This window comes from Prochlorococcus marinus str. MIT 0918 (assembly GCF_027359415.1).
GTDB classification, from domain to species: domain Bacteria; phylum Cyanobacteriota; class Cyanobacteriia; order PCC-6307; family Cyanobiaceae; genus Prochlorococcus_E; species Prochlorococcus_E marinus_C.
The window spans coordinates 1,426,149-1,450,924 of record NZ_CP114780.1; the positions used below are offsets into that span (position 1 = coordinate 1,426,149).

General features: G+C 36.2%; 27 protein-coding genes. 12 read left to right on the top strand and 15 right to left on the bottom strand.

The window, feature by feature from the left end; translation table 11 throughout:
- Positions 1–114 precede the first annotated feature (114 nt).
- The 3 genes from O5636_RS07715 to O5636_RS07725 all read left to right on the top strand — a co-directional run bounded on the left by O5636_RS07715 (position 115) and on the right by O5636_RS07725 (position 4,029).
- Positions 115–1,746: an NAD(P)H-quinone oxidoreductase subunit 4 gene (locus O5636_RS07715; protein WP_269623561.1), complete on the top strand. Its 1,632-nt coding sequence runs from the start codon at positions 115–117 to the stop codon at positions 1,744–1,746.
- A 167-nt stretch (positions 1,747–1,913) separates the two neighbouring features.
- On the top strand, positions 1,914–2,792 hold the full coding sequence (locus O5636_RS07720; RefSeq protein ID WP_269622227.1) for a segregation/condensation protein A: 879 nt from the start codon (positions 1,914–1,916) through the stop codon (positions 2,790–2,792).
- Positions 2,793–2,850: 58 nt separating this feature from the next.
- Positions 2,851–4,029, top strand: coding sequence for a nucleotidyltransferase family protein (locus O5636_RS07725; RefSeq protein WP_269622228.1), 1,179 nt, complete (start codon positions 2,851–2,853; stop codon positions 4,027–4,029).
- Here the strand turns inward: O5636_RS07725 and O5636_RS07730 are convergent.
- Entirely contained in the window at positions 4,026–4,904 is an 879-nt protein-coding gene (locus tag O5636_RS07730) for a methylenetetrahydrofolate reductase (RefSeq protein WP_269622229.1), read from the bottom strand. The genes O5636_RS07725 and O5636_RS07730 overlap by 4 nt on opposite strands.
- Positions 4,905–4,987: 83 nt before the next feature.
- Between O5636_RS07730 and O5636_RS07735 the strand changes: the two genes are divergently transcribed.
- Positions 4,988–5,275 (top strand): helix-turn-helix domain-containing protein, encoded by a 288-nt coding sequence (locus tag O5636_RS07735; protein WP_269623562.1) that lies wholly within the window; start codon positions 4,988–4,990, stop codon positions 5,273–5,275.
- 238 nt (positions 5,276–5,513) lie between these two features.
- On the opposite strand, the gene O5636_RS07740 is transcribed toward O5636_RS07735, so the two are convergent.
- The 8 genes from O5636_RS07740 to O5636_RS07775 all read right to left on the bottom strand — a co-directional run bounded on the left by O5636_RS07740 (position 5,514) and on the right by O5636_RS07775 (position 12,721).
- Positions 5,514–6,014 (bottom strand): CYTH domain-containing protein, encoded by a 501-nt coding sequence (locus tag O5636_RS07740; protein ID WP_269622230.1) that lies wholly within the window; start codon positions 6,012–6,014, stop codon positions 5,514–5,516.
- Between the two features lie 5 nt (positions 6,015–6,019).
- Positions 6,020–6,937, bottom strand: coding sequence for an NAD(+) kinase (locus O5636_RS07745; RefSeq protein ID WP_269622231.1), 918 nt, complete (start codon positions 6,935–6,937; stop codon positions 6,020–6,022).
- Between the two features lie 12 nt (positions 6,938–6,949).
- Positions 6,950–7,276: an NADH-quinone oxidoreductase subunit NuoK gene (gene nuoK, locus O5636_RS07750; RefSeq protein WP_269622232.1), complete on the bottom strand. Its 327-nt coding sequence runs from the start codon at positions 7,274–7,276 to the stop codon at positions 6,950–6,952.
- A gap of 38 nt (positions 7,277–7,314) precedes the next feature.
- Entirely contained in the window at positions 7,315–7,914 is a 600-nt protein-coding gene (locus O5636_RS07755) for an NADH-quinone oxidoreductase subunit J (RefSeq protein WP_269622233.1), read from the bottom strand.
- A gap of 2 nt (positions 7,915–7,916) precedes the next feature.
- Positions 7,917–8,558 carry an NAD(P)H-quinone oxidoreductase subunit I gene (gene ndhI / locus O5636_RS07760; RefSeq protein ID WP_269622234.1) on the bottom strand — a complete coding sequence of 214 codons (642 nt, stop codon included), beginning with the start codon at positions 8,556–8,558 and terminating at the stop codon, positions 7,917–7,919.
- 123 nt (positions 8,559–8,681) lie between these two features.
- A complete protein-coding gene (gene nuoH, locus O5636_RS07765) occupies positions 8,682–9,800 on the bottom strand; it encodes an NADH-quinone oxidoreductase subunit NuoH (protein ID WP_269622235.1) in 1,119 nt (372 codons plus the stop codon).
- Positions 9,801–9,870: 70 nt separating this feature from the next.
- Positions 9,871–11,007: a citrate synthase gene (locus O5636_RS07770; RefSeq protein WP_269623563.1), complete on the bottom strand. Its 1,137-nt coding sequence runs from the start codon at positions 11,005–11,007 to the stop codon at positions 9,871–9,873.
- A 112-nt stretch (positions 11,008–11,119) separates the two neighbouring features.
- Positions 11,120–12,721, bottom strand: a complete 1,602-nt coding sequence (locus O5636_RS07775) for a DUF3352 domain-containing protein (protein ID WP_269622236.1) — start codon at positions 12,719–12,721, stop codon at positions 11,120–11,122.
- Between the two features lie 73 nt (positions 12,722–12,794).
- On the opposite strand from O5636_RS07775, the gene O5636_RS07780 reads away from it, so the two are divergent.
- Positions 12,795–13,148, top strand: coding sequence for a rhodanese-like domain-containing protein (locus O5636_RS07780; protein WP_269622237.1), 354 nt, complete (start codon positions 12,795–12,797; stop codon positions 13,146–13,148).
- A 13-nt stretch (positions 13,149–13,161) separates the two neighbouring features.
- Here O5636_RS07780 and trpB read toward each other — a convergent pair whose 3' ends face one another.
- Positions 13,162–14,409, bottom strand: coding sequence for a tryptophan synthase subunit beta (trpB, locus tag O5636_RS07785; protein WP_269622238.1), 1,248 nt, complete (start codon positions 14,407–14,409; stop codon positions 13,162–13,164).
- 48 nt (positions 14,410–14,457) lie between these two features.
- On the opposite strand from trpB, the gene O5636_RS07790 reads away from it, so the two are divergent.
- Both O5636_RS07790 and cysC read left to right on the top strand, forming a co-directional pair.
- Positions 14,458–14,781: a translation initiation factor gene (locus O5636_RS07790; RefSeq protein ID WP_269622239.1), complete on the top strand. Its 324-nt coding sequence runs from the start codon at positions 14,458–14,460 to the stop codon at positions 14,779–14,781.
- Positions 14,782–14,847: 66 nt separating this feature from the next.
- On the top strand, positions 14,848–15,453 hold the full coding sequence (cysC, locus tag O5636_RS07795) for an adenylyl-sulfate kinase (protein ID WP_269622240.1): 606 nt from the start codon (positions 14,848–14,850) through the stop codon (positions 15,451–15,453).
- A gap of 13 nt (positions 15,454–15,466) precedes the next feature.
- Here the strand turns inward: cysC and purE are convergent, their stop codons facing one another.
- Complete coding sequence (gene purE, locus O5636_RS07800) at positions 15,467–16,030, bottom strand: 5-(carboxyamino)imidazole ribonucleotide mutase (RefSeq protein WP_269622241.1); 564 nt, start codon at positions 16,028–16,030, stop codon at positions 15,467–15,469.
- Positions 16,031–16,088: 58 nt separating this feature from the next.
- Here purE and O5636_RS07805 point away from each other — a divergent pair, with 58 nt between their 5' ends.
- Positions 16,089–17,246 (top strand): N-acetylglucosamine-6-phosphate deacetylase, encoded by a 1,158-nt coding sequence (locus tag O5636_RS07805; RefSeq protein WP_269622242.1) that lies wholly within the window; start codon positions 16,089–16,091, stop codon positions 17,244–17,246.
- A gap of 31 nt (positions 17,247–17,277) precedes the next feature.
- On the top strand, positions 17,278–17,991 hold the full coding sequence (gene bchM, locus O5636_RS07810; RefSeq protein WP_269622243.1) for a magnesium protoporphyrin IX methyltransferase: 714 nt from the start codon (positions 17,278–17,280) through the stop codon (positions 17,989–17,991).
- A 16-nt stretch (positions 17,992–18,007) separates the two neighbouring features.
- On the opposite strand, the gene O5636_RS07815 is transcribed toward bchM, so the two are convergent.
- Positions 18,008–18,736: a response regulator transcription factor gene (locus tag O5636_RS07815; RefSeq protein ID WP_269622245.1), complete on the bottom strand. Its 729-nt coding sequence runs from the start codon at positions 18,734–18,736 to the stop codon at positions 18,008–18,010.
- Positions 18,737–18,820: 84 nt separating this feature from the next.
- On the opposite strand from O5636_RS07815, the gene O5636_RS07820 reads away from it, so the two are divergent.
- A complete protein-coding gene (locus O5636_RS07820) occupies positions 18,821–19,969 on the top strand; it encodes a cysteine desulfurase family protein (protein WP_269622246.1) in 1,149 nt (382 codons plus the stop codon).
- 8 nt (positions 19,970–19,977) lie between these two features.
- Here the strand turns inward: O5636_RS07820 and rsmH are convergent, their stop codons facing one another.
- Positions 19,978–20,883 carry a 16S rRNA (cytosine(1402)-N(4))-methyltransferase RsmH gene (gene rsmH / locus O5636_RS07825; protein ID WP_269622247.1) on the bottom strand — a complete coding sequence of 302 codons (906 nt, stop codon included), beginning with the start codon at positions 20,881–20,883 and terminating at the stop codon, positions 19,978–19,980.
- A gap of 45 nt (positions 20,884–20,928) precedes the next feature.
- On the opposite strand from rsmH, the gene O5636_RS07830 reads away from it, so the two are divergent.
- Positions 20,929–22,113, top strand: coding sequence for an NAD(P)H-quinone oxidoreductase subunit H (locus O5636_RS07830; RefSeq protein WP_269622248.1), 1,185 nt, complete (start codon positions 20,929–20,931; stop codon positions 22,111–22,113).
- 5 nt (positions 22,114–22,118) lie between these two features.
- Positions 22,119–22,586, top strand: a complete 468-nt coding sequence (locus O5636_RS07835) for an acyl-CoA thioesterase (RefSeq protein ID WP_420063762.1) — start codon at positions 22,119–22,121, stop codon at positions 22,584–22,586.
- Here the strand turns inward: O5636_RS07835 and O5636_RS07840 are convergent.
- Positions 22,573–23,808, bottom strand: coding sequence for an AMP-binding protein (locus tag O5636_RS07840; protein WP_269622249.1), 1,236 nt, complete (start codon positions 23,806–23,808; stop codon positions 22,573–22,575). The two genes, O5636_RS07835 and O5636_RS07840, sit on opposite strands and share 14 nt — an antisense overlap.
- On the bottom strand, positions 23,805–24,776 hold the full coding sequence (locus O5636_RS07845; RefSeq protein ID WP_269622250.1) for an o-succinylbenzoate synthase: 972 nt from the start codon (positions 24,774–24,776) through the stop codon (positions 23,805–23,807). The genes O5636_RS07840 and O5636_RS07845 overlap by 4 nt, the downstream gene beginning before the upstream one ends.

Here is a 24,776-nt window from a genome sequence, read left to right on the forward strand (position 1 = left end):
CCTATCGATTGGATGCCAGAGCTGTAAGTATTTCTACACTCCAAAAAGAGGAGTAAAACTTATTAAGTGTTTGATTGCGTGCCAGTTTCAATTTGGGCAACTATCTCTGGACAAATGCCAGAACCAATTGTGGCAGATTTTCCTTGGCTAAGCCTTTGTATTCTTTTTCCTATAGCAGGTTCCTTGTTAGTCCCTTTTATTCCAGATGAAGGGGAGGGGAAACAAGTTAGATGGTATGCCCTAGCGATTGCTTTAATTACTTTTTTAATTTCGATTGGGGCTTATTTAAAAGGGTATGACCCATCCATTGAAGGATTGCAGCTTTCAGAAAGGGTGTCTTGGTTGCCAGAATTAGGACTTGCTTGGGCTGTCGGTGCTGATGGCCTATCAATGCCTCTTATTCTTCTCACTAGTTTTATAACTGCTTTGGCTGTCCTTGCAGCTTGGCCAGTAAGTTTTAAGCCAAAATTATTTTTCTTTTTGATTTTGGCTATGGATGGAGGCCAGATTGCAGTTTTTGCAGTTCAAGATATGCTTCTTTTCTTTTTAGCGTGGGAATTAGAGCTATTACCAGTTTATTTATTGTTGGCCATTTGGGGAGGTAAAAAAAGACAATATGCGGCTACTAAATTCATCATTTATACGGCAGGAAGTTCTTTATTTATTCTTATTGCAGGATTAGCAATGGGATTTTTTGGAGGGGGTTCGCCTAATTTTGAATTTACTCATTTAGCTAATCAAAATTTTGGAACAGGATTCCAATTATTATGTTATGCCGGCTTACTTATAGCTTTTGGAGTCAAACTTCCAATAGTACCTTTGCATACTTGGTTGCCAGATGCCCATGGTGAGGCAACTGCTCCAGTCCATATGCTTCTGGCAGGAATTTTATTAAAAATGGGTGGCTATGCACTTTTAAGATTTAATGCTCAATTGTTGCCAGATGCCCACGCGCAATTTGCACCATTATTAATAGTTCTTGGAGTAGTAAATATTATTTATGCTGCATTGACTTCATTTGCTCAACGTAATTTGAAGAGGAAGATAGCGTATAGCTCAATAAGCCATATGGGTTTTGTATTAATAGGCATAGGCAGTTTTAGTTCTTTAGGAACTAGTGGCGCGATGCTTCAAATGATTAGTCATGGATTGATAGGGGCTAGCCTTTTCTTTTTAGTAGGTGCAACTTATGACCGCACTCATACACTTCAACTGAATGAGATGGGAGGTGTAGGTCAGAAAATGAGAATTATGTTTGCACTTTGGACTGTTTGCTCGTTAGCTTCGCTGGCTTTGCCAGGGATGAGTGGCTTTGTTTCAGAACTAATGGTCTTTGCTGGATTTGTAACAGATGATGTTTATACTTTGCCATTTAGAATTGTAATAGCTTCTCTTGCAGCAGTAGGTGTAATTCTTACACCAATATATTTACTTTCTATGCTTAGAGAAATCTTTTTTGGTAAGGAAAATGTAGAGCTTATAACTAAAAGGGAACTTGTAGATGCAGAACCTAGAGAAATTTATATTATTGCTAGTCTGCTTGTTCCTATTATTGGGATTGGCTTATATCCGAGAATAATGACAGAGACTTATTCTATGTCTATAGATGGATTAGTTGGAAGAGATATTCTTGCTATTGAAAGAATGACATCTGACTCTAATAAAATTCTTGGTAATAAAAAACTTCTATTACCTTCTCAATCAACTCCTAAGTTGAATATCTATACTTCTAATCGTAATTTATAATTTAAGACTTTTCATTTAAAAAATATTTATCAACTAATTATAAGGACTCTTCTTTTAAGAGTTTTTCTATTGGGAAGTAGTTTTTAGAAAATTAAGTATTTACTTTGTATTCTTCTATGGCATTAAGCCAATAGTCTCGTTAACTTTTCTGCAGAGGGATTTAAATCTTGCCTGCTGAAGGTTTACAAACTAGTTCGAGTTCTGGAGCAAGACTTGCTATACGCCTTTTGCAAGATGCTGCTGAAAATGGTGATATTGATCCTTGGGATATTGATGTTATTCCTGTGATAGATGGTTTTTTGGATCAATTGCGATTAAGAATAGAATTGCCTCGAAAAGCATTATCAGTATCTGGCGGATCTTTTGAAAGAGATTTAGCTGAAAGTAGTGAGGCTTTTTTGGCAGCTTCTGTTTTGGTAAGTTTAAAGTCGCAGGTTTTGGAGTCAGATACTTTTCCTGTTGAAGATTTGGAAGAAAACTTCGACTTATCTTTTGCGGAACAAGGTTTGCTTGATCCTAGGCTGGATTTACCTCGCAACCCTGAGAGGCATCTATATAGGCGCCCAGTAGCTCCACCCCCACTCAAGAGAGCGGTCTCTCTTGGAGAGCTTATAGAGCAGCTTGAGTCTATTGCGGAGACCATTGAGGCGGATGAGCTTCAAAGTAGAAGAAAAAGAAGAAGCAAGCGATTTAGCGATAAGCAAATTATTGAACAAGTGACTGCTCTTGCTCATAGAGAAAAATTACCTGAGACAACAGCTGCTTTGGGAATATTTCTTGGGAATTGGGAGCAAGCTCTTCATTGGATAGATTTTGATTTATGTGTAAAGAGTTGGGCTGATAAGGCATCTTCAGATTTAGATAGTGATCGAGTTGGAGTTTTTTGGGCTTTGCTTTTTTTATCTTCACAAGGCAAAATTGAGCTGAAACAGGAAGGTTCTTTATATGCTCCTTTGAGATTGCGAAGAATTCTTGAGCCTGGAATGATTGCTCAATTACCTTTAAATAATATTGACGTGACAGCTACTTCTCCGGCTGCAGCCTAAGAGGTGGTATATATATCATTCTAATTTGGCCTAATTTATAGGGAGGCCTTGAACGCCTATGAAGGCGATGATACTTGCGGCAGGGAAGGGCACGCGTGTCCAGCCAATCACTCATGTGATTCCCAAGCCCATGATTCCAATTCTTCAAAAACCAGTTATGGAGTTCTTATTAGAACTTCTTAAAGAACATGGTTTTACAGAGGTAATGGTTAATGTTTCTCATCTTGCTGAAGAAATTGAGAATTATTTTCGGGATGGACAAAGATTTGGAGTAGAGATTGCATATAGTTTTGAAGGGAGAATACAAGATGGTGAATTGATAGGAGATGCTCTGGGATCAGCAGGAGGATTGAAAAAGATCCAAGATTTTCAAAAGTTTTTTGATGATACTTTTGTGGTTTTATGTGGCGATGCATTAATAGATTTAGATCTTTCTAAAGCTGTTAAATCTCATAAAGAGAATGGAGCATTAGCCACTTTGATTACAAAAAATGTCCCTAAAGATCAAGTAAGTAGTTACGGTGTTGTAGTTAGTGATGATCAAAATAGAGTTAAAGCATTCCAAGAAAAACCTACTATTGATTTAGCTTTAAGTAATAATATTAATACAGGTATATATTTATTTGAGCCTGAGATCTTTGATTATATACCTTCAAATCAACCATATGATATTGGAGCAGATCTTTTCCCTAAGTTAGTTGAGATTGGAGCTCCATTTTATGCATTATCTATGGATTTTGAGTGGGTTGATATAGGAAAAGTTCCTGACTATTGGAAGGCAATTCGTAGTGTCCTCTTGGGTGAAGTACGGCAAGTTGAAGTGCCAGGCAAAGAGATTCGGCCAGGTATTTTTGCTGGTTTAAATGTTGCAGCTAACTGGGATAAAATTAATGTGAAAGGACCTGTATATGTAGGAGGAATGACTAGGATTGAAGATGGAACAACTATTATTGGACCTTCCATGATTGGACCAAGTTGTTGTATTTGCGAAGGATCAACAATTGATAATTCAATTATTTTCGATTATTCAAGGATAGGACCAGGGGTTCAACTTGTTGAGAAATTAGTTTTCGGACGATATTGTGTGGATAAAAATGGTGATCACTTTGATTTACAAGAAGCAGCTCTTGATTGGTTGATCACTGATGCACGTAGACAAGATTTAGGTGAACCATCTCCTCAACAAAAAGCGATGGCAGAGCTGTTGGGTACAGATCTAATTAGTACAGGAAGTTAAATATTTGCCTCTTCAATTATTGATAAAATGCTTCTTTCAGCTTTGATAGCCATTATATGAACACCTTTTGCTATTCCCACAAAGCTTTTTACTTGTTCAGCTGCAATTAATATTCCTTCTAAAGCAGGGTTTGTTGAATTTTCCAGTCTGTGAATTATTTCGTTTGGTATGCATGCACCTGGAACTACTTTATTTATAAATTGAGCGTTTTTCGCAGATTTTAATAAGAAAACTCCTGCAAGAACAGGCAATTCAAGAGGCTCAGCCACTTCTCGGCAAAAATTCTCTAATACGTTTGGACTCATAACCATCTGTGATTGGATAAAGCGAGCCCCTGCATTTTTCTTTCTTTCCAATCTTTTTCTAAGACTTCCAAAATTTTTGCAATTTGGATCTGCAGCTGTTCCTGGATATAAATTTGTTGCCCCATCTTTTAACAAACCTGATGTTGGATCTTGACCAAGATTGAATGCAGAAATTTGTTTTAGCAGTTGAACTGATTCGTAGTCATGAACTGGTCTTGCATTTGGTTGGTCGCCTACTCGAACAGGATCACCGGTTAGACATAATACATTCTTAATTCCAAGTGCATTGGCGCCAAGGATTTCAGCTTGTAATGCAATTCGATTTTTATCGCGACATGCTATTTGTAAAACAGGTTCAAGCTTTGATTCTAAAAGTAATTTGCATACAGCTAGACTGCTCATTCTCATAATTGCTCGACTTCCATCAGTAACATTTATTGCATCTACTTTCCCTGCAAGAAGTTTTGCCGTATCAATTGTTTGAGAAGCATTCCCTCCCCTGGGGGGCATGACTTCAGCAGTAATCGTAATACCAGGCGATTTTAGTGATTTTTGTAAGTTGGATTCCAATTTCTTTTTTATTAGAAAATTACTATTACTTATCAATGACCCTAGCTTGCGTAATATGAATTAGATAAGTGGATATGGAGGGCATGTTTTCAGGAGAATTCTCCAAATCGGTTCAAATGTCCCTTTCGGCAAGGGAGATGGAGATTATTGAACTTGTGGCGGATGGTTTAACAAACCAAGAAATAGCTCAAAGATTAACTATCAGTAAACGAACTGTAGATAATCATGTGAGCAATATGTTTACGAAAACAGGTTCTAAAAACAGAGTCGCGCTTTTGAATTGGGCTATGGACCACGGCAAAATCTGTCGAGATGGCTTTAATTGCTGTTCTTTGCCTGACGACGAAGACCCTTCTTTGAACGATAGTTGATCTCTAAAGGATTAAACCCTGGCAAGTCAAGCAATGAATATTCATCTGCAGCGATTTCCAGTAGCTCTGCATAATCTATACAAGCCTCACGATCAGAGCATGTAAAACGGAGTATTCCGTCTATGTCATATAAGCCATACAAGGCGAGAGCTCCTTTGACAATGATCAGCGCATTAATAAAGGGGAATAAGCGAGATCGGGAATATAAAGAGAATCTAAAGGATCTTCTTTATATTCTCTACATAATGTGTAGATTTTGTTTTTCTTCTTGAGACCAATCAGATATTGGAGATTGAGCAAGACTGGCATTGCTCAGGCTTTTGATACCTGTAATTTCCTTTATGCACCAATTTGGCTTTTTTATCAGATCTTGTTCAGTAGCTAATTCAATTTCTGCAATGATTAGAGGGTGATTATTGCCTTGAAAACAGTCCACCACCCATTCTTTTGAAAGGTAGTTGATGATATACCTTCTTTTAATGATTTTTTTTGAGACAAGTTTCCATATTGATTCAGCTTCTTCTATAGGAATTTGATATTCAAATTCATAATTCGTTAGTTTCCCTATTAATGCTTTTAGTGTTAGTAGAGCTTTTTTGTTATTAGTGATACGGATTCTCGTAATCCATTCATCAAAATTGGTTGATAAATAACCTTGTTTTATCTCTTCAAAGCTATTTATAGATTTTTTCCAGTTTTGACCTTTAACAATGAAACGTCGTTCAATTTCTTTGCCCATTGTAATTAATCAACTTTGGAACTATTAGCTAGGCTGCCAGCCCAATGTAGTTTTTGCGTTAGTGTCATGTAATAAGAAGGTTTTTCTTTTAAAACAAGCATTTGAGCATCAGTACGTGCTTTTTGAATAAAACATCTGTCTTTTGAAGTAAGGACAGCATTACCAACTCCGTCTTGCCAAATTTTTACTTTTTGACTTTTACCTTCTAATGGTTTGATAACTAATTGTGATTGGGATGGGATAACTATTGGCCTGCTTGAGAGACTCATTGGGCAAATTGGACTAATTATGATGGCATCTATTTCAGGATGAAGGATAGGTCCGCCTGTCGCTATTGCATAAGCTGTTGAGCCAGTTGGAGTAGCTAATATCAAACCGTCTCCTCTATAAATATCTACTGCTTCACCATCAACTTCAATTTCCAGAGAACAAGTTGGAGAGATTTCATCACGATAAGAACGGAAATAAATATCATTTAATGCCCAAAAGAGATTTCTGGATTGGGTTTGATTATTCTCTTTATAATTAAATTCTAAATATGCTTCGAGCATCATTCTATGTTCAATTTTAAATTGATTTAATTGAATTTTTTCCCATAAAGACTTATCTCTTAATAGCTTCCAATCATGAGTTAAAAAACCAAGATTTCCACCAACATTAAAACTTAAAATAGGGACATTATGCATTGAAAGATGTCTTGCAGCGCCAAGTATTGTTCCATCTCCTCCTAATACTAAGGCTAAATCGGGTATTAATTCTTTATTGGAAGAGTTTAGAATTGGGAAAGATTTGTTTTCTGAGCAACTTTCTAAAATAATTACTTTTATTCCTTGCGATTTAAGTATTTTTGAACAATAATCTGCTTCTGTTGCTGCATGTTTATTTTTTGATTTATATATTAACCATATTAAATCTAATTTCATATTTTTAATTTATTACCATTTTAGTAAGTTAAAACTTTCCATATCCACTGTAGTTCTATTTCTATATAAAGAAAGTAAAATTGCAAGACCTACAGCTGCTTCAGCTGCGGCTACAGTGATTACAAAAACAGTAAAGACCTGACCTCTAATTAGATCACCATCTATATAAGAAGAGAATGCCATCATATTTATATTTACTGCATTTAACATTAATTCTATGCTCATTAATACTCGAACTGCATTTCTACTATTAATGAGCCCCCAAACACCTATACAGAATAATATTGAAGCAACTAATAAATAAGCTTCGAGAGGTATCGGTGCTTCAGAGTTAATCATCAGTTGATTTGATTAAGTTTAAACATAGCTCTTATTGATCAATCTTCTGATTGATCAATAAGAGCTATATTATTAGAATTATCAATTAAATTTTGTTGTTGAATGTTTATTTGAGCTTTGTCGATAAAGATATCTCTACGAGCCAGTACAATTGCACCTATCATAGCCATTAACAAAAGTACTGATGCGAGTTCAAATGGTAGGAGATAATCAGTAAATAAATGTTCACCTATCCTTTCAGTTGCTTCTTCACCGATTGCTTTAGGGCCAGGTAAAGACCATTTAGTTGTGATGTCTACACGAAATAATAATAAAAGAAGTCCACCACAAACAATACCTGAAAAAAACTTTCTTATTTTTAACCCTTTGATTGGTTTAAGTTCTTCGCGCTTATTGACTAACATGATTGCAAAAAGAATGAGAACATTTACTGCACCTACATAAACTAATACCTGAGCTGCAGCAACAAAACTTGCATTTAATAAAAGATATAACCCTGCTACTGACATAAACACACCACCCAAAAGGAAGGCTGAGTAAACAATATTATTTATTAATACAACTCCCAGACTTCCACCAATAATTATAATTGTAAGAATTAAAAAGCAAATTTGTTGCGTACTACTAACTATATTCATTATTACTCTTCCTCTATTTTGGATTGATTCATTTCCACGTTTTTGTTATCACTAACGTCTTCCTTGTTAATTAAGTTCAATACTTCTTCTGGTAATTTACCTGCTCGAGCTGCGTTGGGAGTTAATTCATGAGGATCCATTATTCCTTTAGGTAGATAAGCAAGTTCTTTTAAAGGGATTACAGATGGATCAGTAGTAACGTTCGTCGGGAGTCTGCCTAGAGCTACATTATCAAAATTAAGACTATGGCGATCAAAAGCTGCTAATTCATACTCCTCTGTCATTGATAAACAATTAGTAGGGCAGTATTCAACACAGTTTCCGCAAAATATACATACTCCAAAGTCAATTGAATAATTACGAAGTTCTTTCTTTTTAGTCTCTTTATTCATTACCCAGTCAACAACTGGAAGATTGATTGGACAGACTCTTACACATACTTCACATGCAATGCATTTATCAAACTCATAATGAATTCTTCCTCTATATCTTTCTGAAGGAATTAATTTTTCATATGGATACTGAACAGTAATGGGACGCCTGCGCATATGGTCAAAAGTTACTGCTAGACCTTGCAAGAGGTATTTACCAGCGCTGACTGCATTTTGACTATAATCTGCTACTTTTTGAAAAAAGCTAGTCATGTGAATGCAATTACTTATTTAGATAACCCAATACTTTGATATTACAGGGATTTCTAAAGAAATAAGTGCCTTTACTTTTAAAATTGTATTTTGTTTTCAATTGCTAATTCGAAGGTTTCTTTTTTATCCTCCAAATGCAATAGGAAATGCCAACTTAAGAGCTGCAGTGAAGAGTAAATTTACAAGAGCAATAGGAAGCAAGAATTTCCAACCTAGATCAAGTAATTGATCTATACGTACTCTTGGTGTAGTCCATCTAAGTAAAATTGCTAAGAAAACTAAAAGAAAAGTTTTGAAGACGGTCATTACTATTCCTATAGAAGCTGTAATGATTTGCACAACCGGTGCATTTGCTGTTTCACCCAGAATGTTAGTTAACCATTCAATTGGAATAGGAAAGCCCCATCCACCTAGATATAAAATTGATACTAATAAAGAAGATAAAACCAGATTTATATAACTTCCTAGATAAAAAAGAGCAAATTTCATGCCAGCATATTCAGTCTGATATCCTGCTACTAATTCTTCTTCTGCTTCTGGAAGATCAAATGGCAGTCTTTCACATTCTGCAAGTGCACATATCCAAAAAATCAAAAAGCCAATTGGTTGCCTCCATATATTCCAACTAAAAAAACCAACAGTATTTTGTTGATTAACAATATCTATAGTGCTGAGAGAGTTGCTCATCATTACAATTGCTAAAACAGCTAGTGCAAGAGGTATTTCATAACTAATTGATTGTGCGGCTGCTCTTAAACCGCCTAATAAAGAATATTTATTATTTGATGCGTAGCCACTCATTAATAAACCAATAGGTTGAATACTACTTAATGCAATCCATAAGAAGATTCCAATTCCAACATTACTAATTAGTAAATTTTGACCAAAAGGGATAATTAACCAAGAAAGTATTACTGGTACTAAAACTAAAACAGGGCCAACAGTAAATAGTAAATTATCAGCTTTTGCAGGGATTATGTCTTCTTTAACAAGGAGCTTCAATCCATCTGCCATCGGCTGCAAAATACCGAGAGCACCGGCATATTCGGGTCCAATCCGTTGTTGAGCAGCTGCAGAAATTTTTCTTTCGAGCCAGACTGTAACTAGTACTCCAATTAAAGCAACAGATAGCACTAATAACATTGGGAGTGGCAACCAAAGAATATGAGAAATCTCTGGAGGAACACCTATCCCTTGCAAGAGGTTATTGAAGCTCAATTCAATGTCTAAGCCTGTATTCAAGGGAGAATAAAAATCTCTCTTAAGAGTAGTGAAAAATCTTACTAATTACTGTGTATCAAATTTACTCGTATTAGTTATTAGCTCTCTCTTCTAATGCTTTCCATGTTCGATTTTTTTCACCTGTATATATCTGCGTAGGTCGAAAAATACGATTAGCACTAAGTTGTTCCCTCCAATGCGCGAGCCATCCAGCAACTCTTGAAATAGCAAAAATAGGGGTAAAAAGATCTCTTGGGATGCCTAGTTTTCTATAAACCAGTCCTGAATAAAAGTCAACATTTGGATATATACCACGAGGCCCTAACAAAGGTCCTGCATTTTGTTCTACTGCTTTTGCTACTTCATACATTTCATCTTTACCAAATCTAGCAAAAAGATCTTCTGCAAATTCTTGTAAAAGTGATGCTCTAGGGTCTTTTACTTTATATTCTCTATGCCCAAACCCCATGATTTTGCTTTTTTGTGCAATTGCATTATTTAAATAGTTATTTGCCTTATCAGGAGTGCCAATAGTTTCGAGCATTGCTATAACATCTTCGTTTGCACCACCATGCAATGGCCCTGCAAGTGTTCCTACTGCTGAAGCGATAACAGCATATGGGTCAGTCAAAGTACTTGCTGTTACGCGAGCACTAAATGTGCTCGCATTAAGGCTATGTTCTGCATGAAGTATTAAGCATCTATCAAGTACTCTTGCTGCTAATGGGTCTGGTTCGCGCTCGGTGAGCATATAAAGGAAATTTGCAGAATATGGTAGGTCGTCTCTAGGTTGTATTGGATCTTGTCCTTTCCTAATTAATTGGAAAGCAGCCACCATTGTTGGGATTTTGGCTATTAACCTGACTACCGCATCGTAAATATATTCGGGATTATCAATAGCTCTTCTTGAATAAAATAAACCTAAAGATGCAGCACTTGATTGCAATGCATCCATAGGGTGACCAGTTGCTGGGAAACATTTCATCATGTCCCTAACTCGGAAACTTAATCTCCGATGCATTTGTACAGCATTTTCAAAATCTCTCAGTTCTTGAGAGCTTGGGAGATTTCCCCATATAAGAAGATATGCAGTTTCTAAAAAACTGCTTTTTGAAGCTAATTCTGCAATTGGATAACCTCTATATCTAAGCTCACCTTTAATACCATCGATATCACAGATAGATGATTGAGTGACGGGAACTCCTTCCAGGCCAGGTTTCAAAACCATGGTTTTGGAATCTTGTTGATTTTCTATTGCTTTATGCTCCAACTTTTAACGGAAAAATATTTCTAACCTATTTTACTTAATGAAGTGATTCGTTCGTTTCTTTAGAGAGGCTTTAATTAAGAGATGCTTGGGCTTGAAAGTTTAGCAGGGTTTCTTGATTATCATCATATGTTCCTAGGGCTAGGCTCAACCTCTGAATATGTGAGTCAGTAGATTTTGTTGAGATTGCCTTTAAAAGTTGCCATGGCTTCCAATTCTTAAGTACTTTTTTAGTTGTACTTTGATCTAAATAGATTTGGTGAGTTAATAAGTTGCTATGATTTTGGATTTCAGGGAATGTATTTATTATAGGGTTGTCTTTTTTGAATGTTAGTTTATTCTCAAAGTTTGATATCTCATTGCTCCATTTAATCTTGTTAGGCGCTTTCTCCACAATTAAACTTACTTTTGGATTGATTTTATAAATATCATTTATTTCTTCTAGAGCAATAGTATACCAAACTTCTAATTCATGATTATCTGTAAGAATCTTTTTCATCTCATAATTATTTTTCTTTAGTATTTCTTCTATATTTGATATATCCAAATCTGGAGTTGATTCTATGATCCAGCTATCCTCTTGACTTATATATATTAACGGCTCTGTACTTGATTCAAATATTGCTTTTTTTATATTAGAATCCTTAGTTGATAATGAGTTGTTAACAACTGGACCTAACCATTGACTATAGATATTAGCTTTCGAGGATTGCAGTATTTCTTTTGGCTCGCTAATAATCGCAATAGTTTTAGAAGAAATTGGTATGTTTTTGATCATTTCTATAGCTTGATTGCTTTGATTGGAAACCCCAATGAAGGGCTGTTTAAAATTGAAAATACTATTAAGAGATATGTCTTTGCCTTTGGTTCTTATGGACCCCACAAAACTATTGTTTGCAAGCTTAGTAGTAATTTCTTTAGGAGTTTTAAATAATAATTCCAAGGCCTTAGGAGAGGCAGTTATCAATGCCATTCCATCCTCTAATGTACTTATTAATTCTTTTAATTCTTTGTCATGCAGTTGATTTAAACTGGTATCTTTTGATGTGCTTATTGCCTCAATTATTATTTCTTTATTTGATGAAATAAGTAGTTGATCATCTTCTAATAATACCATTGATATTTCATTGTCTTCTGAATCAGAATTGGGCCTGACAGCGGAAAATATTTCTTGATCTTTATAGTTTATTTTTTTTACATCCCCTCCAGTATTTGTTTGATTTCTCAAGAACCTATCTATGAAATCTTTAGTATTTTGTTCATTTATAGATTGGGTAATTAATAGCCATTCTTTATGATCTGAACTTTCCTTTGCATTGAAAACTGAAAAACTAAGATCAGAACCAATCCAACTTGATAAGTCATTTTTGAAATCTAAACCTATTAGACTAAATAAACCATCCCTTAATTCATTGATATTGTTGATTGCAATACTCTTCTTATCTTTATTTGTTAATGGTTCAATATAGTTATCAATTTTATTCAGATTAATTTTAAAATGAATTGTTAGATAAGAATTTTTAGGAACAAATTTTGCAGCTTCAGGTAATGTAATGCTTTGTTGAAATAAATCTGAAGGTTGTTGATTGTTTAAAGTGACACGTGTTCCAAGTAGAATTGAAAGTATGAAGATTATAGTGACAAGTAAGCTTATAAAGATAGTTTGTATCTTCATTTCTAGGTAACTACTTGTTTAAGGTATCTTCTTTATAAGTGCTGAATTTTCTTTTAGTGTTTTAAATAACGAAATGAATCAAAAGACGCCTCAAAATTTAACTCCTCGCCAACTAGAAAAATGGCTTCAAGATAAAGACAAACAGCCCCTTTTAGTAGATGTCCGCGAACAAGCAGAGTTAGACATTGCGGCGTTCCCTTCCCCAATAGTTCATCTACCTTTAAGTCAGGCTTCGGTTTGGACCACAAGTTTAAAAAGTAATTTATCGTTCAAAAAACCAATCGTTGCTTTATGTCATTCAGGTATACGCAGCTGGAATTTTGCTCTTTGGTTAATAGAACAGGATGATCGCTATAACGTTTGGAATTTGGAGGGAGGCATAGATGCTTGGAGCATGCAAATAGATGATTCAGTCCCTCGTTATTAAAGGAAAGTTTTTATCAATTCATTCCTGTTGACTCCAGGTGCTTGGCTACTGTATTGACATCTTTATCACCACGACCGGAACAATTAATAACAATTTCTGTATTAGATGAAAGTAATGGACATAGTTTCTCTAAATATGCAAATGCATGTGCGGTTTCCAAAGCCGGAATAATACCTTCTTTTTGACTTACCAGTTGTAGTGCATTTAGTGCTTCTAGATCAGTTACAGCTACATATTCTGCTCTACCTATTTCTTTTAAGTAGCTGTGTTCAGGCCCTACCCCTGGGTAGTCCAGTCCAGCACTAATAGAATGAGCTTCTTGAACTTGCCCATTGTCATCTTGCAGAAGAAGGCTCATTGCGCCATGCAGTACACCTACACGCCCTTCGGTAATAGTTGCAGCATGTCTATTAGTATTGACGCCATCACCAGCAGCTTCAACTCCTATCATTCTTACTGATTGATCTTCAACAAATGTATGAAATAAGCCCATTGCATTAGAACCACCTCCGACGCAAGCGAGCAATATGTCTGGTGATCTACCAAATGCTTGTTTACATTGACTTTTAGTCTCTTCCCCAATAACTGCGTGAAAATCTCTTACCAGCATTGGATAAGGATGAGGACCTGCTACAGAACCTAGTATGTAGTGTGTTGACTCTACATTGGTAACCCAGTCGCGGATAGCCTCGCTGGTAGCATCTTTGAGTGTTGCTGTACCTGCAGTAACAGGTTTTACTTTTGCACCCAGTAATTTCATTCGAAAGACATTAAGAGCCTGTCTTTTCATATCTTCTTCCCCCATATAAATTACACATTCGAGACCAAAACGAGCGCATACGGTTGCTGTGGCTACTCCATGTTGTCCAGCTCCAGTTTCTGCAATTATTCTTTTTTTCCCCATCCTTAAAGCTAGTAGAGCTTGACCTAGAGCGTTGTTTATTTTGTGTGCTCCTGTGTGATTTAAATCTTCTCTTTTCAACCAAATCCTTGGTCCGGTTTTGTCTTTTTGATAATGCTCCGTTAGCCTTTTGGCTTCATATAAAGGCGTTTCTCTTCCAACATAGTTTTTTAATAAATGGGATAATTCATCTGTAAATGTTTTGTCTTTCCATGCTTCTGTAACTGCTTTTTCTAATTCAAAGAGAGCTGGAATAAGAGTTTCAGGAACATACTGCCCACCATATTGACCAAATCTTCCAAGATGTGATGGGCGTGCACTTATTGCAAGATCTGCATCTTGTGGTTTGGTCCTTGTCACTTGAACAAATTAATAAGATATTTACATAGATTAGTGAATTACATAAAAATGCCTAAAACAAATTGGAGAGAATTTGAAAACGTTGCAGCAAAAGTCAATTCAGACATTCCTGAAAATCCCGAAACTAAAGCTGATATGTCAGTCAGAGTCCAAAAAACAAGAGTAGGCAAGGGTGGGAAAACGGTAACATTGATTAATGGCCTGAATTTAAATGAATCTAACTTAAGAAAACTTTTAAAAAAATTTAAAACAAAATGTGGCACTGGAGGGACAGTGAAAGAAGGAAGTATTGAACTGCAGGGGGATCAAGTCGTAATGGTTTTAGAACTTTTACTCAAAGAAGGATATCTCCCAAAACGATCAGGAGGATAAATTGCTTAAATTGAAGCCTGCCGCATGTCAAAATTGGTTGGGAGACTTTTAATTTTCTTTTGCTAAATGGATACAAAATCTACAAATATCGTTTGGCATCAAGCTTCGATTGATAGAGATTCAATTGCTCAAAAACAAGGACATAGAAGTGCCATATTATGGTTTACAGGTTTATCAGGTTCAGGTAAAAGTACATTGGCAAATGCAGTGAATACTGCTTTGTTTCAAAAGGGTTTACGAACTTATGTACTTGATGGAGATAACATTAGGCATGGCTTATGTAAGGATCTTGGCTTTTCAGATTCTGATAGAGAAGAAAATATTCGTCGGATTAGTGAAGTAGCAAAACTCTTTCTTGATGCAGGTGTAATTGTATTAACTGCATTTGTGTCCCCTTTTCGTTGCGATAGAAATAAGGCTAGGCAATTGGTTCAAAAGAATGATTTTATAGAAATTTATTGTGCAGCTGATTTAGCTGTTTGTGAAACCCGTGATACTAAAGGGTTGTATGCAAAGGCAAGAGCAGGCAAAATACCTGATTTTACTGGTATTTCTAGTCCATATGAAGAGCCAAAAAATCCAGAATTGAAAATAGATACTGGGTTGAAAAACTTAGATGAATGTGTAGATGATGTAATTCAAAAAATGATGGAATTAAAAATATTTACTTAGAAGGATAATTTATTTAAAGTTCCATTTGTTCTAAATAGCTTTTAGTACCTATGGTCCTGAGTTTTTCATCTTTCTCTAGAACTTGGCTGTAAAGTCTTTTTTTATATTGTGACAATTGCAATTTAAGCCTTGAATCTGAGATAGCTAATATCTGTATTGCTAGTAATCCAGCATTGTGACCACCATTAATTGCAACAGTTGCAACTGGAACCCCACTAGGCATTTGAACAATTGAATATAAGGAATCAATACCTTGTAAAGATTTACTTTTTATTGGTACACCAATGACTGGAAGGTTGGTAAGTGATGCAATCATTCCTGGTAAATGTGCAGCGCCACCAGCTCCCGCAATAATAATTTTTATTCCTTTATTTTCTGCTTCTTTAGCATAATCAAACATCCTATGAGGAGTTCTATGAGCTGAAAGCACACGAACCTCTACTTTTTGGTTAAATTCCTCTAAAACTTTAATGGCAGCTTCTAGAACAGGTAAATCAGAGTCACTACCCATGACTACAGCTACTAAGACTTTTTGTTCAGCATTTGCTGAAGGCACTGTTTTTAATGCGTGTTTCATTATTAATAATGACGAGATCTTTTAAACCTTGCATTAACCAATAAACGAATCTATTCATATGCGTAATCTGATTAATATTCAAATTCCTAGCTCATCACCTAATTGCGATGTAAAAAATTTGTGGTGGATTTCCATTGATGACGATGGAAAGATTCTTTCAATTGCTCCTATGTCAACTGCTTCTGATATTAATGTGCATGAAGACTGGGATGGAGATTGGATTAGTCCTAGAGGTATTGATTTACAAATAAACGGAGGTTTAGGCTTAGCTTTTAATGAGATTGACTCTAACCATTTACCTAAACTAATTGAGCTTCTAGACTACCTTTGGGCCGATGGGGTAGAGGCTATTTGTCCAACGTTGGTGAGTTGTAGTGTTTCAGCGTTGCGGAATGCTTTAGAGGTTTTTCGACTTGCGAGAGAGCAAACTGCTAACAATAGATGCAAGCTTTTAGGTGCACACCTTGAAGGACCTTTTTTGTCTAAGTTCTATAGAGGAGCTCATCAAACAAAATATATTTGTTTACCAAGCTTAGAAGAATTGGATCAAAGAATCAGCGGTTTTGAGGCTGATATTTCATTGGTAACTATTGCTCCAGAGCTCCCAGGGGCTTCTGATGTGATTAGGAAGTTACAGAATTTAGGAATATTGGTTTCTTTAGGTCATTCAGGAGCTGATTCCAAAATTAGCAGTCTTTCTTTTGATTTAGGTATTAGCATGCTAACTCATACTTTCAATGCAATGCCTGGGTTGCATCATCGAGATCCTGGACCTATTGCAGAGGCTTTAAATCATGGCCAGATTGCTTTAGGTTTAATAGCTGATGGATTTCATGTTCATCCTCATCTTGCAGTCATTCTCAAGCAGTTAGCTTCTGATCAGATCTATTTAGTTAGTGATGCATTAGCACCTTATGGTTTAGAAGAAAAACAATTTATATGGGACAAACGTTTATTAAATATTGAAAAGGGTATTTGTCGCTTAGAGAATGGAACATTGGCAGGGACCACTATTTCTTTGTTGGAAGGATGTAAAAGACTTGCGAAATGGACTGGAGATCCTTCTGCTGCTATTTGGTATGCAACAGTATCGCCTAGACTGGTTTTACAAAAAAACAAACAAATTAAAGATTGTTTTATAGGAAAACCTTTAGAAACATTACTTAGATGGCATTCTGATAAACAGTCAAGTTTACTGAAGTGGACTCCCGCTTAGTATTATCTTTCTTGTTAAATGTTCGATTCTCATGGTTGAAGAAGGATTGCAACAACTGAAGCAGTCAGAAAAGGCTGAGGTAGTTACTTATTTCAACGGGACTGGTTTTGAACGTTGGAATCGAATTTATAGCAATAGTGAAGAAGTGAATAAGGTTCAACGTAATATTCGAATAGGGCATCAAAAAACTGTGGATGATGTTCTTTCTTGGATTAAAGAGACAGGAGGGATTAATGAAACAAGTTTTTGTGACGCAGGTTGTGGAGTTGGTAGTCTTTGTTTACCACTAGTCGCTTTGGGCGCAGGTTCGATTGCTGCTAGTGATATTTCCGAAGCAATGGTTTTAGAGACGAAGCGGCGAGCTGAGTCACAGGGATTGGATATGAGAAGAATGACTTTTAATACTTCTGATCTTGAGAGTTTGACTGGATCATTTCATACAGTTATTTGCTTAGATGTATTTATTCATTACCCTCAAAAAGCGGCTGAAGAAATGGTTCGACATTTATGTAATTTAAGTGAAAAAAGATTGATTGTTAGCTTTGCTCCTTATACCCCTTTATTAGCTTTATTGAAAAAAATTGGCCAATTTTTCCCTGGTCCAAGTAAGACTACACGTGCTTATATTTTGAGGGAAAAAGGTATTGTTAATGCTGCTTTGCAATCTGGTTTTAAGCTAAAACGAAGAAAATTGAATCAAGCACCTTTTTATTTCTCTCAATTAATTGAATTTTGTAGAGATTAGTTTGGTGAGAGTTTTTTTAAGTGACAAGGTGGTTTTCAAGTGCATATCTAACGAGTTCAGTTCTGCTTGAGGTTCCAGTCTTAATAAACAAGCGACTTACATACTTTTCTACATTGCGGATGGAAGTTTCTAGTTGTCTTGCTATTTCTTTATTCATTAATCCCTCTGCTACTAGTTGCAGAACACTAGCCTCACGAGGGGTAAAGCTAGGAATAACAATGTCTTTCCTTGTTGCATTTGTATCACTTTGAGTAAGCATTGATTTTATTTCTGTAATCTGCTTAGCCATTTGCCCAACATCTGTATCTGCGAATCGAGCTGCTTCTGCAAGTAACCTTTCTTGCCTTTTGACAACATTCTTAACTCTTGCAACTAATTCATCTGGGTCAAATGGTTTGGGTATGTAGTCATCCACCCCTGCTTGATAACCCTGAGTACGGTCTATGGTCATTCCTTTCGCAGTTAAAAAAATAACTGGGGTCCCTCCAAGCCTTTCATCCTCTCGTATTTTCTTGAGTAGTTCGTAGCCATCGCACCTAGGCATCATTACATCAGTAATGACTACATCTGGAAGTATTTGTTGAGCTTTTTGAAGTCCATCTTCACCATCTACGGCTGTTGATACATCAAAACCTTCATCGTTTAGATAAGCCTGGACAGCATTCCTAATGCCTGGCTCATCGTCAACTAATAAAACCCGAGCTTTTGGCTGATCTTCTAGAGTTGATTGTTGTTGATCACTCATGAAATTGAATATTACGGTGGTAAAAAGTTTTAATCAATATCTTTAAGGATATTGCTCTTTTGATGACTTTCACGAAATTGGTTCATGAAGACATCTCCACTGGCTTTTGATTATCAATCCACAACACCTTGCTCCCCAAGGGTTGTAGAAGCTATGAATCCTTTTTGGAATGAGTTTTGGGGTAACCCATCTAATCGCCAAAATAGTTTAGGCCTTAATGCTTCAGCATCAATAAGCATTGCGCGAGAACAATTGGCCTCTTTTTTTAAAATTTCTCCAGAAAGGTTGATTTTTACCAGTGGTGCTACAGAAGCTAATAATTTGGCATTGCTTGGCCATGCCAGAGCTCAATTATATGAAAAGGGACGTCCTGGGCATGTCATAACACTTTCAACTGAACATCACTCTGTTCTTGAGCCATTGAGACAACTGAAGAAAGAAGGATTTCGTGTCACCGAATTAATACCTGATCTAAATGGAATTATTTCACTAGAGACTTTAATTGACGCTTTTGAGGATGATACATTTTTAGTAAGTATTATGGCTGCTAATAATGAAATAGGCGTCTTGCAACCTATTGAAGAAATTGCTTCTTTATGTAAAATACGTGGAGTAATATTTCATAGTGATTATACTCAATGCTTTGGTAATTTACCTATTGAGATTGACAAATTAGGAGTTGATTTATTAAGTATTAGTGGTCATAAAATATATGGTCCAAAAGGTATTGGTTTATTAATTATGTGTAATAACTGCCCATTACAACCTTTGCAATGGGGTGGAGATCAAGAACATGGTTTAAGGGCTGGAACAGTACCAGTTCCTTTAGTAATAGGTCTTGCTAAAGCAGCTGAAATAGCTATAGAAGAGATGGATATGAATGTTCAAAACTTGAGATTTCTTCGTGATCAATTATGGAAAGGTTTGAATCTACAAATCCCTGACTTAGTAATAAATGGTTCTTTGGATAAGCGATTACCCAATAATTTGAATTTCACTGTTTTGGGAGTTCAAGGTAGTCGCTTGCATAAAAAGCTAAGGTTGGTTCTTACTTGTAGCAGTGGATCTGCGTGTAGCAACGGATATCCTTCTCATGTGTTGATGTCACTTGGGAGAACAATTAAAGAAGCTGAGGCTTCACTCCGACTTAGCTTAGGACGAGAAACAACTTTGAATGAGGTTGAATTAGCTGTAGAAGCTATTTCGAAAGTAGTAAAGGATTTAAGAACTTAGTTAAGAGTCTATTTTTTGATAGCGATTCGAAATTTTGCACTTCTACTTCTAGGATTAATGTTTTTTTCATTTTCACTTGCAATAATTGGCTTCTTAGTGAGGCGTCTAAGTCGATCATCTTTTGTAAAGGAGTGTTTAACCAATCTATCTTCAAGAGAATGAAAGCTAATCACACCAAAGATTCCACCAGGTAAAAGCCAATTTGGAGCTGTTTTTAAAAGTTTCTCAAGAGCTTCTATTTCATTATTAATGGCAATGCGTAGTGCTTGAAAAGTTTTTGTTGCTGGATGAATGCGACCATACCTTAATTTATTTGGATAACATCCTCCTATGGCATATGCAAGTTCAGTAGTGCCTTCATAAGGACCTTTCATTAAAAGGTCATTTTTGATTTTTCTTGCTATTCGTCTAGAAAACTTTTCTTCTCCGTATTTATAAATCAGATCAGCAAGAGATTTTTCATCTAATTGTTCTATTAGTTCTTTTGCTGTCATGCCTTTGCTTGGATTCATTCGCATGTCAATTGGTCCATTAAAACGAAAGCTGAAGCCTCTATTGGCATGATCGATTTGAGGACTGCTTACGCCTAAATCAGCAAAAACACAAGCAACTTTTTCTTGGGGAATAAAATCAGCAAAATTAGATGAAATAAGTTTTACTCTGGATTCAAAGGAAAGAAGTCGTTTGGATGCTGTTTCAATGGCATTTGGATCTTGATCTAAGCCAATAATGTTAAAACTTGGAAAACTTTTAAGTACTAAGGCAGCATGCTCCCCAGCTCCAATAGTTGCATCAACCATCATGCCTTTTTCCAGTAATACATTGGGGAGTTTGCTAATTGCTTCCAATAATTCTTTAGCCAAAACAGGTGTGTGTTTGAAATTGGATGTGACAACCTTTGATTCTTCTTTCATAACAACTACCTAATATCTAAAGTATCCCTTTATGTGTTTGGCACCATGTCGCAGCTTGAAACGCGAACGGAGCCAATGGTGGTTAATTTTGGCCCCCATCATCCTTCGATGCACGGTGTTTTGCGTTTAGTAGTCACACTTGATGGAGAGGATGTAATTGATTGTGAGCCAGTCATTGGTTATCTACATCGTGGCATGGAGAAAATTGCTGAAAATAGAACAAATGTAATGTATGTGCCTTATGTAAGTCGAATGGATTATGCGGCTGGGATGTTTTATGAAGCAATTGTGGTAAATGCACCAGAACGCTTGGCAAATATATCTATTCCAAAGCGAGCTAGCTACATTCGAGTATTAATGTTGGAATTAAATAGAATCGCAAATCACCTGCTTTGGTTAGGACCGTTTTTGGCAGATGTGGGAGCCCAAACACCATTTTTCTATATTTTTAGAGAGCGAGAAATGATTTATGACCTTTGGGAAGCTGCAACCGGTCAAAGATTAATTAATAATAATTATTTTCGCATTGGTGGTGTTGCTGCTGATTTGCCATGGGGCTGGCTTGAAAAATGCCAAGATTTCTGCAATTGGTTTGGTCCAAAGATTGATGAATATGAAAAACTAATTACTAATAATCCAATTTTTAGACGTCGTATTGAAGGTTTAGGTGCGATATCGAAAGATCAAGCACTGAATTGGAGTTTGTCCGGACCAATGTTGCGTGCATCTGGAGTGGCTTGGGATTTAAGAAAAGTTGATCATTATGAGTGTTATGACGATTTTGATTGGGCAATTGCTTGTGAAAAAGAAGGTGATTGTTATGCCCGCTATCGAGTCAGAATTGAGGAAATGCGTGAATCGTTAAAAATTTTACGACAAGCTTGTGAAATGATTCCTGGAGGCCCTACAGAAAATCTTGAGGCTTCACGAATGAAAGAAGGAAAAACTAGTCCTTTTGCAGGTTTTGATTATCAATATGTTGCTAAAAAAGTTGCTCCAACATTCAAAATTCCTCAAGGTGAACTTTATACGCGTTTAGAATCAGGTAAAGGGGAAATAGGTGTCTTTATTCAAGGAAATAATGATGTCACTCCATGGCGATTTAAAATACGTGCTGCTGATCTAAATAATTTGCAAATCCTTCCTCATATTTTGAAGGGTGCAAAAGTGGCTGACATTATGGCAATTCTTGGCTCAATAGACGTAATTATGGGTTCTGTTGACCGCTGATTATTGTGAAATCTATTAAGAGGGAAGATTTTTTGCATTTACAGCGTACTGTTCGGTTTGGTGATACTGATGCTGCAGGGGTAATTCATTTTCACCATTTACTTAGATGGTGTCATGAAGCTTGGGAAGAAAGTCTTGAGAACTATGGGCTTCAAGCAGTTGAGATATTTCCATCCTCTAAAGATTTAGCAGTAGACTTATCGATTGCATTGCCAATTGTTCATTGTGAAGCGGATTTTTTTTCTCCCATTCGCATTAGTGAAAAATTGGCTATTGAGCTTTGTCCAGTCAGATTAGACATTAGTAGTTTTGAAGTTCAATACAAGTTCCAATCAGATCGGTCCAATGTTGCAGTTGCTTTAATAAGACATCGGTCGATCAATCCAGATACACGTTCTTTGTGTGAGTTGCCAAATAAGATTCATCTCTGGTTAGAATCAGCTGCTGTTAACCACGGTATTAGTTCTCTTTAGCCTTGACCCAGGCTTGCCATTTTTGAAGTTCCCATTTGCCTAATTTATTTCTTGATAATTCTGGGCAATTGAACCAATTCATTGGTTTTTCATAAGGTAACCAATCATTAGTAATATTTTTCAATTTTGATAAAAATGGTTGATGGCTAATGTTGATTGTTTCTGCATTGAATCTTACAAGTGCAACTATTCGTTCTCCCCACTCCATATTTTTTATAGGTAGAAGCAATAAGGAATCTATTGGAATGCTTTTTTTTTGAGCAGCTTCTAGAAGCTTGATTTGTAATTGTTCTGGGAAAACAATTTCCCCACCAGAATTTATAGCTGTATCTCTTCTTCCAAGAATTTTGAGTTGTTGCATTTGATTATCAATAACTAATTCTGCAGCATCTCCTGATTCCCACCATCCATTGTTACTTGCAATCGATTTGAGCTCGCCATTTTCTGTTAAAAATTTAGCTATCCTCTTTGTTCGAATTTGTAGTGCATTATTAATTCCAATTCGCAATTGAATATCATTTAAAGGTATGCCTAAAAGATTATTTCCAGATAAGAAATGCTCTGGATTTTGAGAGGTAATCATAGCTGCTGTCTCAGTTGTGCCATAACAAGGTGCTAAACGAATATTTAGGATTCTGGCTTGTTTGGCTATGTGCTGTGAAATAGCTGATCCTCCCACCCAAATTACGGAGAATAATTGTAACCAACGAATTCCAGAAGGATGCTGAATGAGACGAGTGAGTTGAGTTGGTACTAAAGATGTAATTAGTGGACTTTTGTTCTGATCAATTAAACTAAGTGATTGGGCCTCTAGTTCATAAGGGTTATTCATTATTGCAGGCTTTATAGATATATATTTTGCACCCCAGCATCGACTTCTCCACCAAGGTAGTAGTCCACTTACATGGCACATGGGCAGCCCATTTACTATTTGACAATTTTTTGGGTCTAACGAAATAGATTGCAACCATTGACCAGTTGCTAATGCTGATTGATCTAGATGTCTATAAGGATGTAGACATAATTGATATCTTCCACTAGTTCCCCCCCCTTGAATAATTATCCCTGGTTCATGAGGTAATAAGTTTTCTTTAAGAATGCTTTGTTGTTTATTACCCGAGCGCAATTCGACCCAACAGCCTTTGTCAATTGCTTGAGCAAGTTCCTTGATATATTCTTCAGGATCTTCCCCTGTCCAGCTTATAGATTTTAGCTGGTTCATGCAGCATCCCACACTAATTGTGGGTTATAGGAAAAAAGTGGTCCATTGGGACACCAGCCTGGAGCCAACCCAGGCTGGGTAGGAGTAGCTCCTTTTTGCTGCAATGCTGCGAAATGTTCTACCCAACGTCGACCAATTCCAGTTTCAAAACATGTACTGATTGTTTTATAACTATTTTTTGTACTTAGCTCGGCAAGCAAATCTCTTGGATCCCCTTCTAATAGTGGCCGTCTTACTTGCCAATTCTTCCAAGTTTTTCTTAATGAAGGGTAGAGTATTAGTGATTCATCTAGAGCAACAGGTATTTGATTTGCTAATTCTTGTAACCCTTCAATATCATTAAAAGGAAGAGGTTGTTCTAGCCATTCAAGTTTAGGCTCATTATGTAATAGATCTGCCCAGTCTTTAGCTTGCTTGCGATTCCAGGAACCATTTGCATCTATCCTTAACAGTGAATTTTTAGGTATTCGAAAAAGTATTTGCTTTACTAAATTAATGTTGAAGTTATTAGAAGAATTAGTGACTTTCCATTTATAAGTAAGACTTTTTTGTAACAGTTGATTTTTTTCTAGAAATGAATCGAGTGTGCTTAATATTAGCGATTTATCAGTAGGCAATAATAATGCAGATGAAGAGACCTTTAGCCAATTTTGTTTGGATTCGCTACCGATTAAACCATCTATTTCTGCTAAAGCAGCTCCAATGGCAAATCCAAGAGAGCCTGGCCATGTTTTTATTTTTTTTTCTAAGGCTTCGCGAGAAGTTGTAGTACTTAGATTATTTATTATTCTTGCGCATATTTGTAGTTCTGATATTTGCAATGGGGAAATTTCTCCCCAGCCTATTCTCCCTCTGTCATTTCGAAGTTTAATTAACCAGCCTTTTTTTTCTTTGATAACTCCTGTTGAAGTTTGGAGTGGTTTAGTTAAAGGGAATGAGAAGGGCTTAGATTTGAGTTGTAGATTCAT

Coding starts and splice junctions, on each gene's coding strand:
- O5636_RS07715 (WP_269623561.1), top strand. CDS start 115: ATGCCAGAACCAATTGTGGCAGATTTTCCTTGGCTAAGCCTTTGTATT.
- O5636_RS07725 (WP_269622228.1), top strand. CDS start 2,851: ATGAAGGCGATGATACTTGCGGCAGGGAAGGGCACGCGTGTCCAGCCA.
- O5636_RS07735 (WP_269623562.1), top strand. CDS start 4,988: ATGTTTTCAGGAGAATTCTCCAAATCGGTTCAAATGTCCCTTTCGGCA.
- O5636_RS07740 (WP_269622230.1), bottom strand. CDS start 6,014: ATGGGCAAAGAAATTGAACGACGTTTCATTGTTAAAGGTCAAAACTGG.
- O5636_RS07745 (WP_269622231.1), bottom strand. CDS start 6,937: ATGAAATTAGATTTAATATGGTTAATATATAAATCAAAAAATAAACAT.
- nuoK (WP_269622232.1), bottom strand. CDS start 7,276: ATGATTAACTCTGAAGCACCGATACCTCTCGAAGCTTATTTATTAGTT.
- O5636_RS07755 (WP_269622233.1), bottom strand. CDS start 7,914: ATGAATATAGTTAGTAGTACGCAACAAATTTGCTTTTTAATTCTTACA.
- ndhI (WP_269622234.1), bottom strand. CDS start 8,558: ATGACTAGCTTTTTTCAAAAAGTAGCAGATTATAGTCAAAATGCAGTC.
- O5636_RS07770 (WP_269623563.1), bottom strand. CDS start 11,007: ATGGTTTTGAAACCTGGCCTGGAAGGAGTTCCCGTCACTCAATCATCT.
- O5636_RS07775 (WP_269622236.1), bottom strand. CDS start 12,721: ATGAAGATACAAACTATCTTTATAAGCTTACTTGTCACTATAATCTTC.
- O5636_RS07780 (WP_269622237.1), top strand. CDS start 12,795: ATGAATCAAAAGACGCCTCAAAATTTAACTCCTCGCCAACTAGAAAAA.
- O5636_RS07790 (WP_269622239.1), top strand. CDS start 14,458: ATGCCTAAAACAAATTGGAGAGAATTTGAAAACGTTGCAGCAAAAGTC.
- cysC (WP_269622240.1), top strand. CDS start 14,848: ATGGATACAAAATCTACAAATATCGTTTGGCATCAAGCTTCGATTGAT.
- purE (WP_269622241.1), bottom strand. CDS start 16,030: ATGAAACACGCATTAAAAACAGTGCCTTCAGCAAATGCTGAACAAAAA.
- O5636_RS07805 (WP_269622242.1), top strand. CDS start 16,089: ATGCGTAATCTGATTAATATTCAAATTCCTAGCTCATCACCTAATTGC.
- bchM (WP_269622243.1), top strand. CDS start 17,278: ATGGTTGAAGAAGGATTGCAACAACTGAAGCAGTCAGAAAAGGCTGAG.
- O5636_RS07815 (WP_269622245.1), bottom strand. CDS start 18,736: ATGAGTGATCAACAACAATCAACTCTAGAAGATCAGCCAAAAGCTCGG.
- O5636_RS07820 (WP_269622246.1), top strand. CDS start 18,821: ATGAAGACATCTCCACTGGCTTTTGATTATCAATCCACAACACCTTGC.
- rsmH (WP_269622247.1), bottom strand. CDS start 20,883: ATGAAAGAAGAATCAAAGGTTGTCACATCCAATTTCAAACACACACCT.
- O5636_RS07830 (WP_269622248.1), top strand. CDS start 20,929: ATGTCGCAGCTTGAAACGCGAACGGAGCCAATGGTGGTTAATTTTGGC.
- O5636_RS07840 (WP_269622249.1), bottom strand. CDS start 23,808: ATGAACCAGCTAAAATCTATAAGCTGGACAGGGGAAGATCCTGAAGAA.
- O5636_RS07845 (WP_269622250.1), bottom strand. CDS start 24,776: ATGAATCTACAACTCAAATCTAAGCCCTTCTCATTCCCTTTAACTAAA.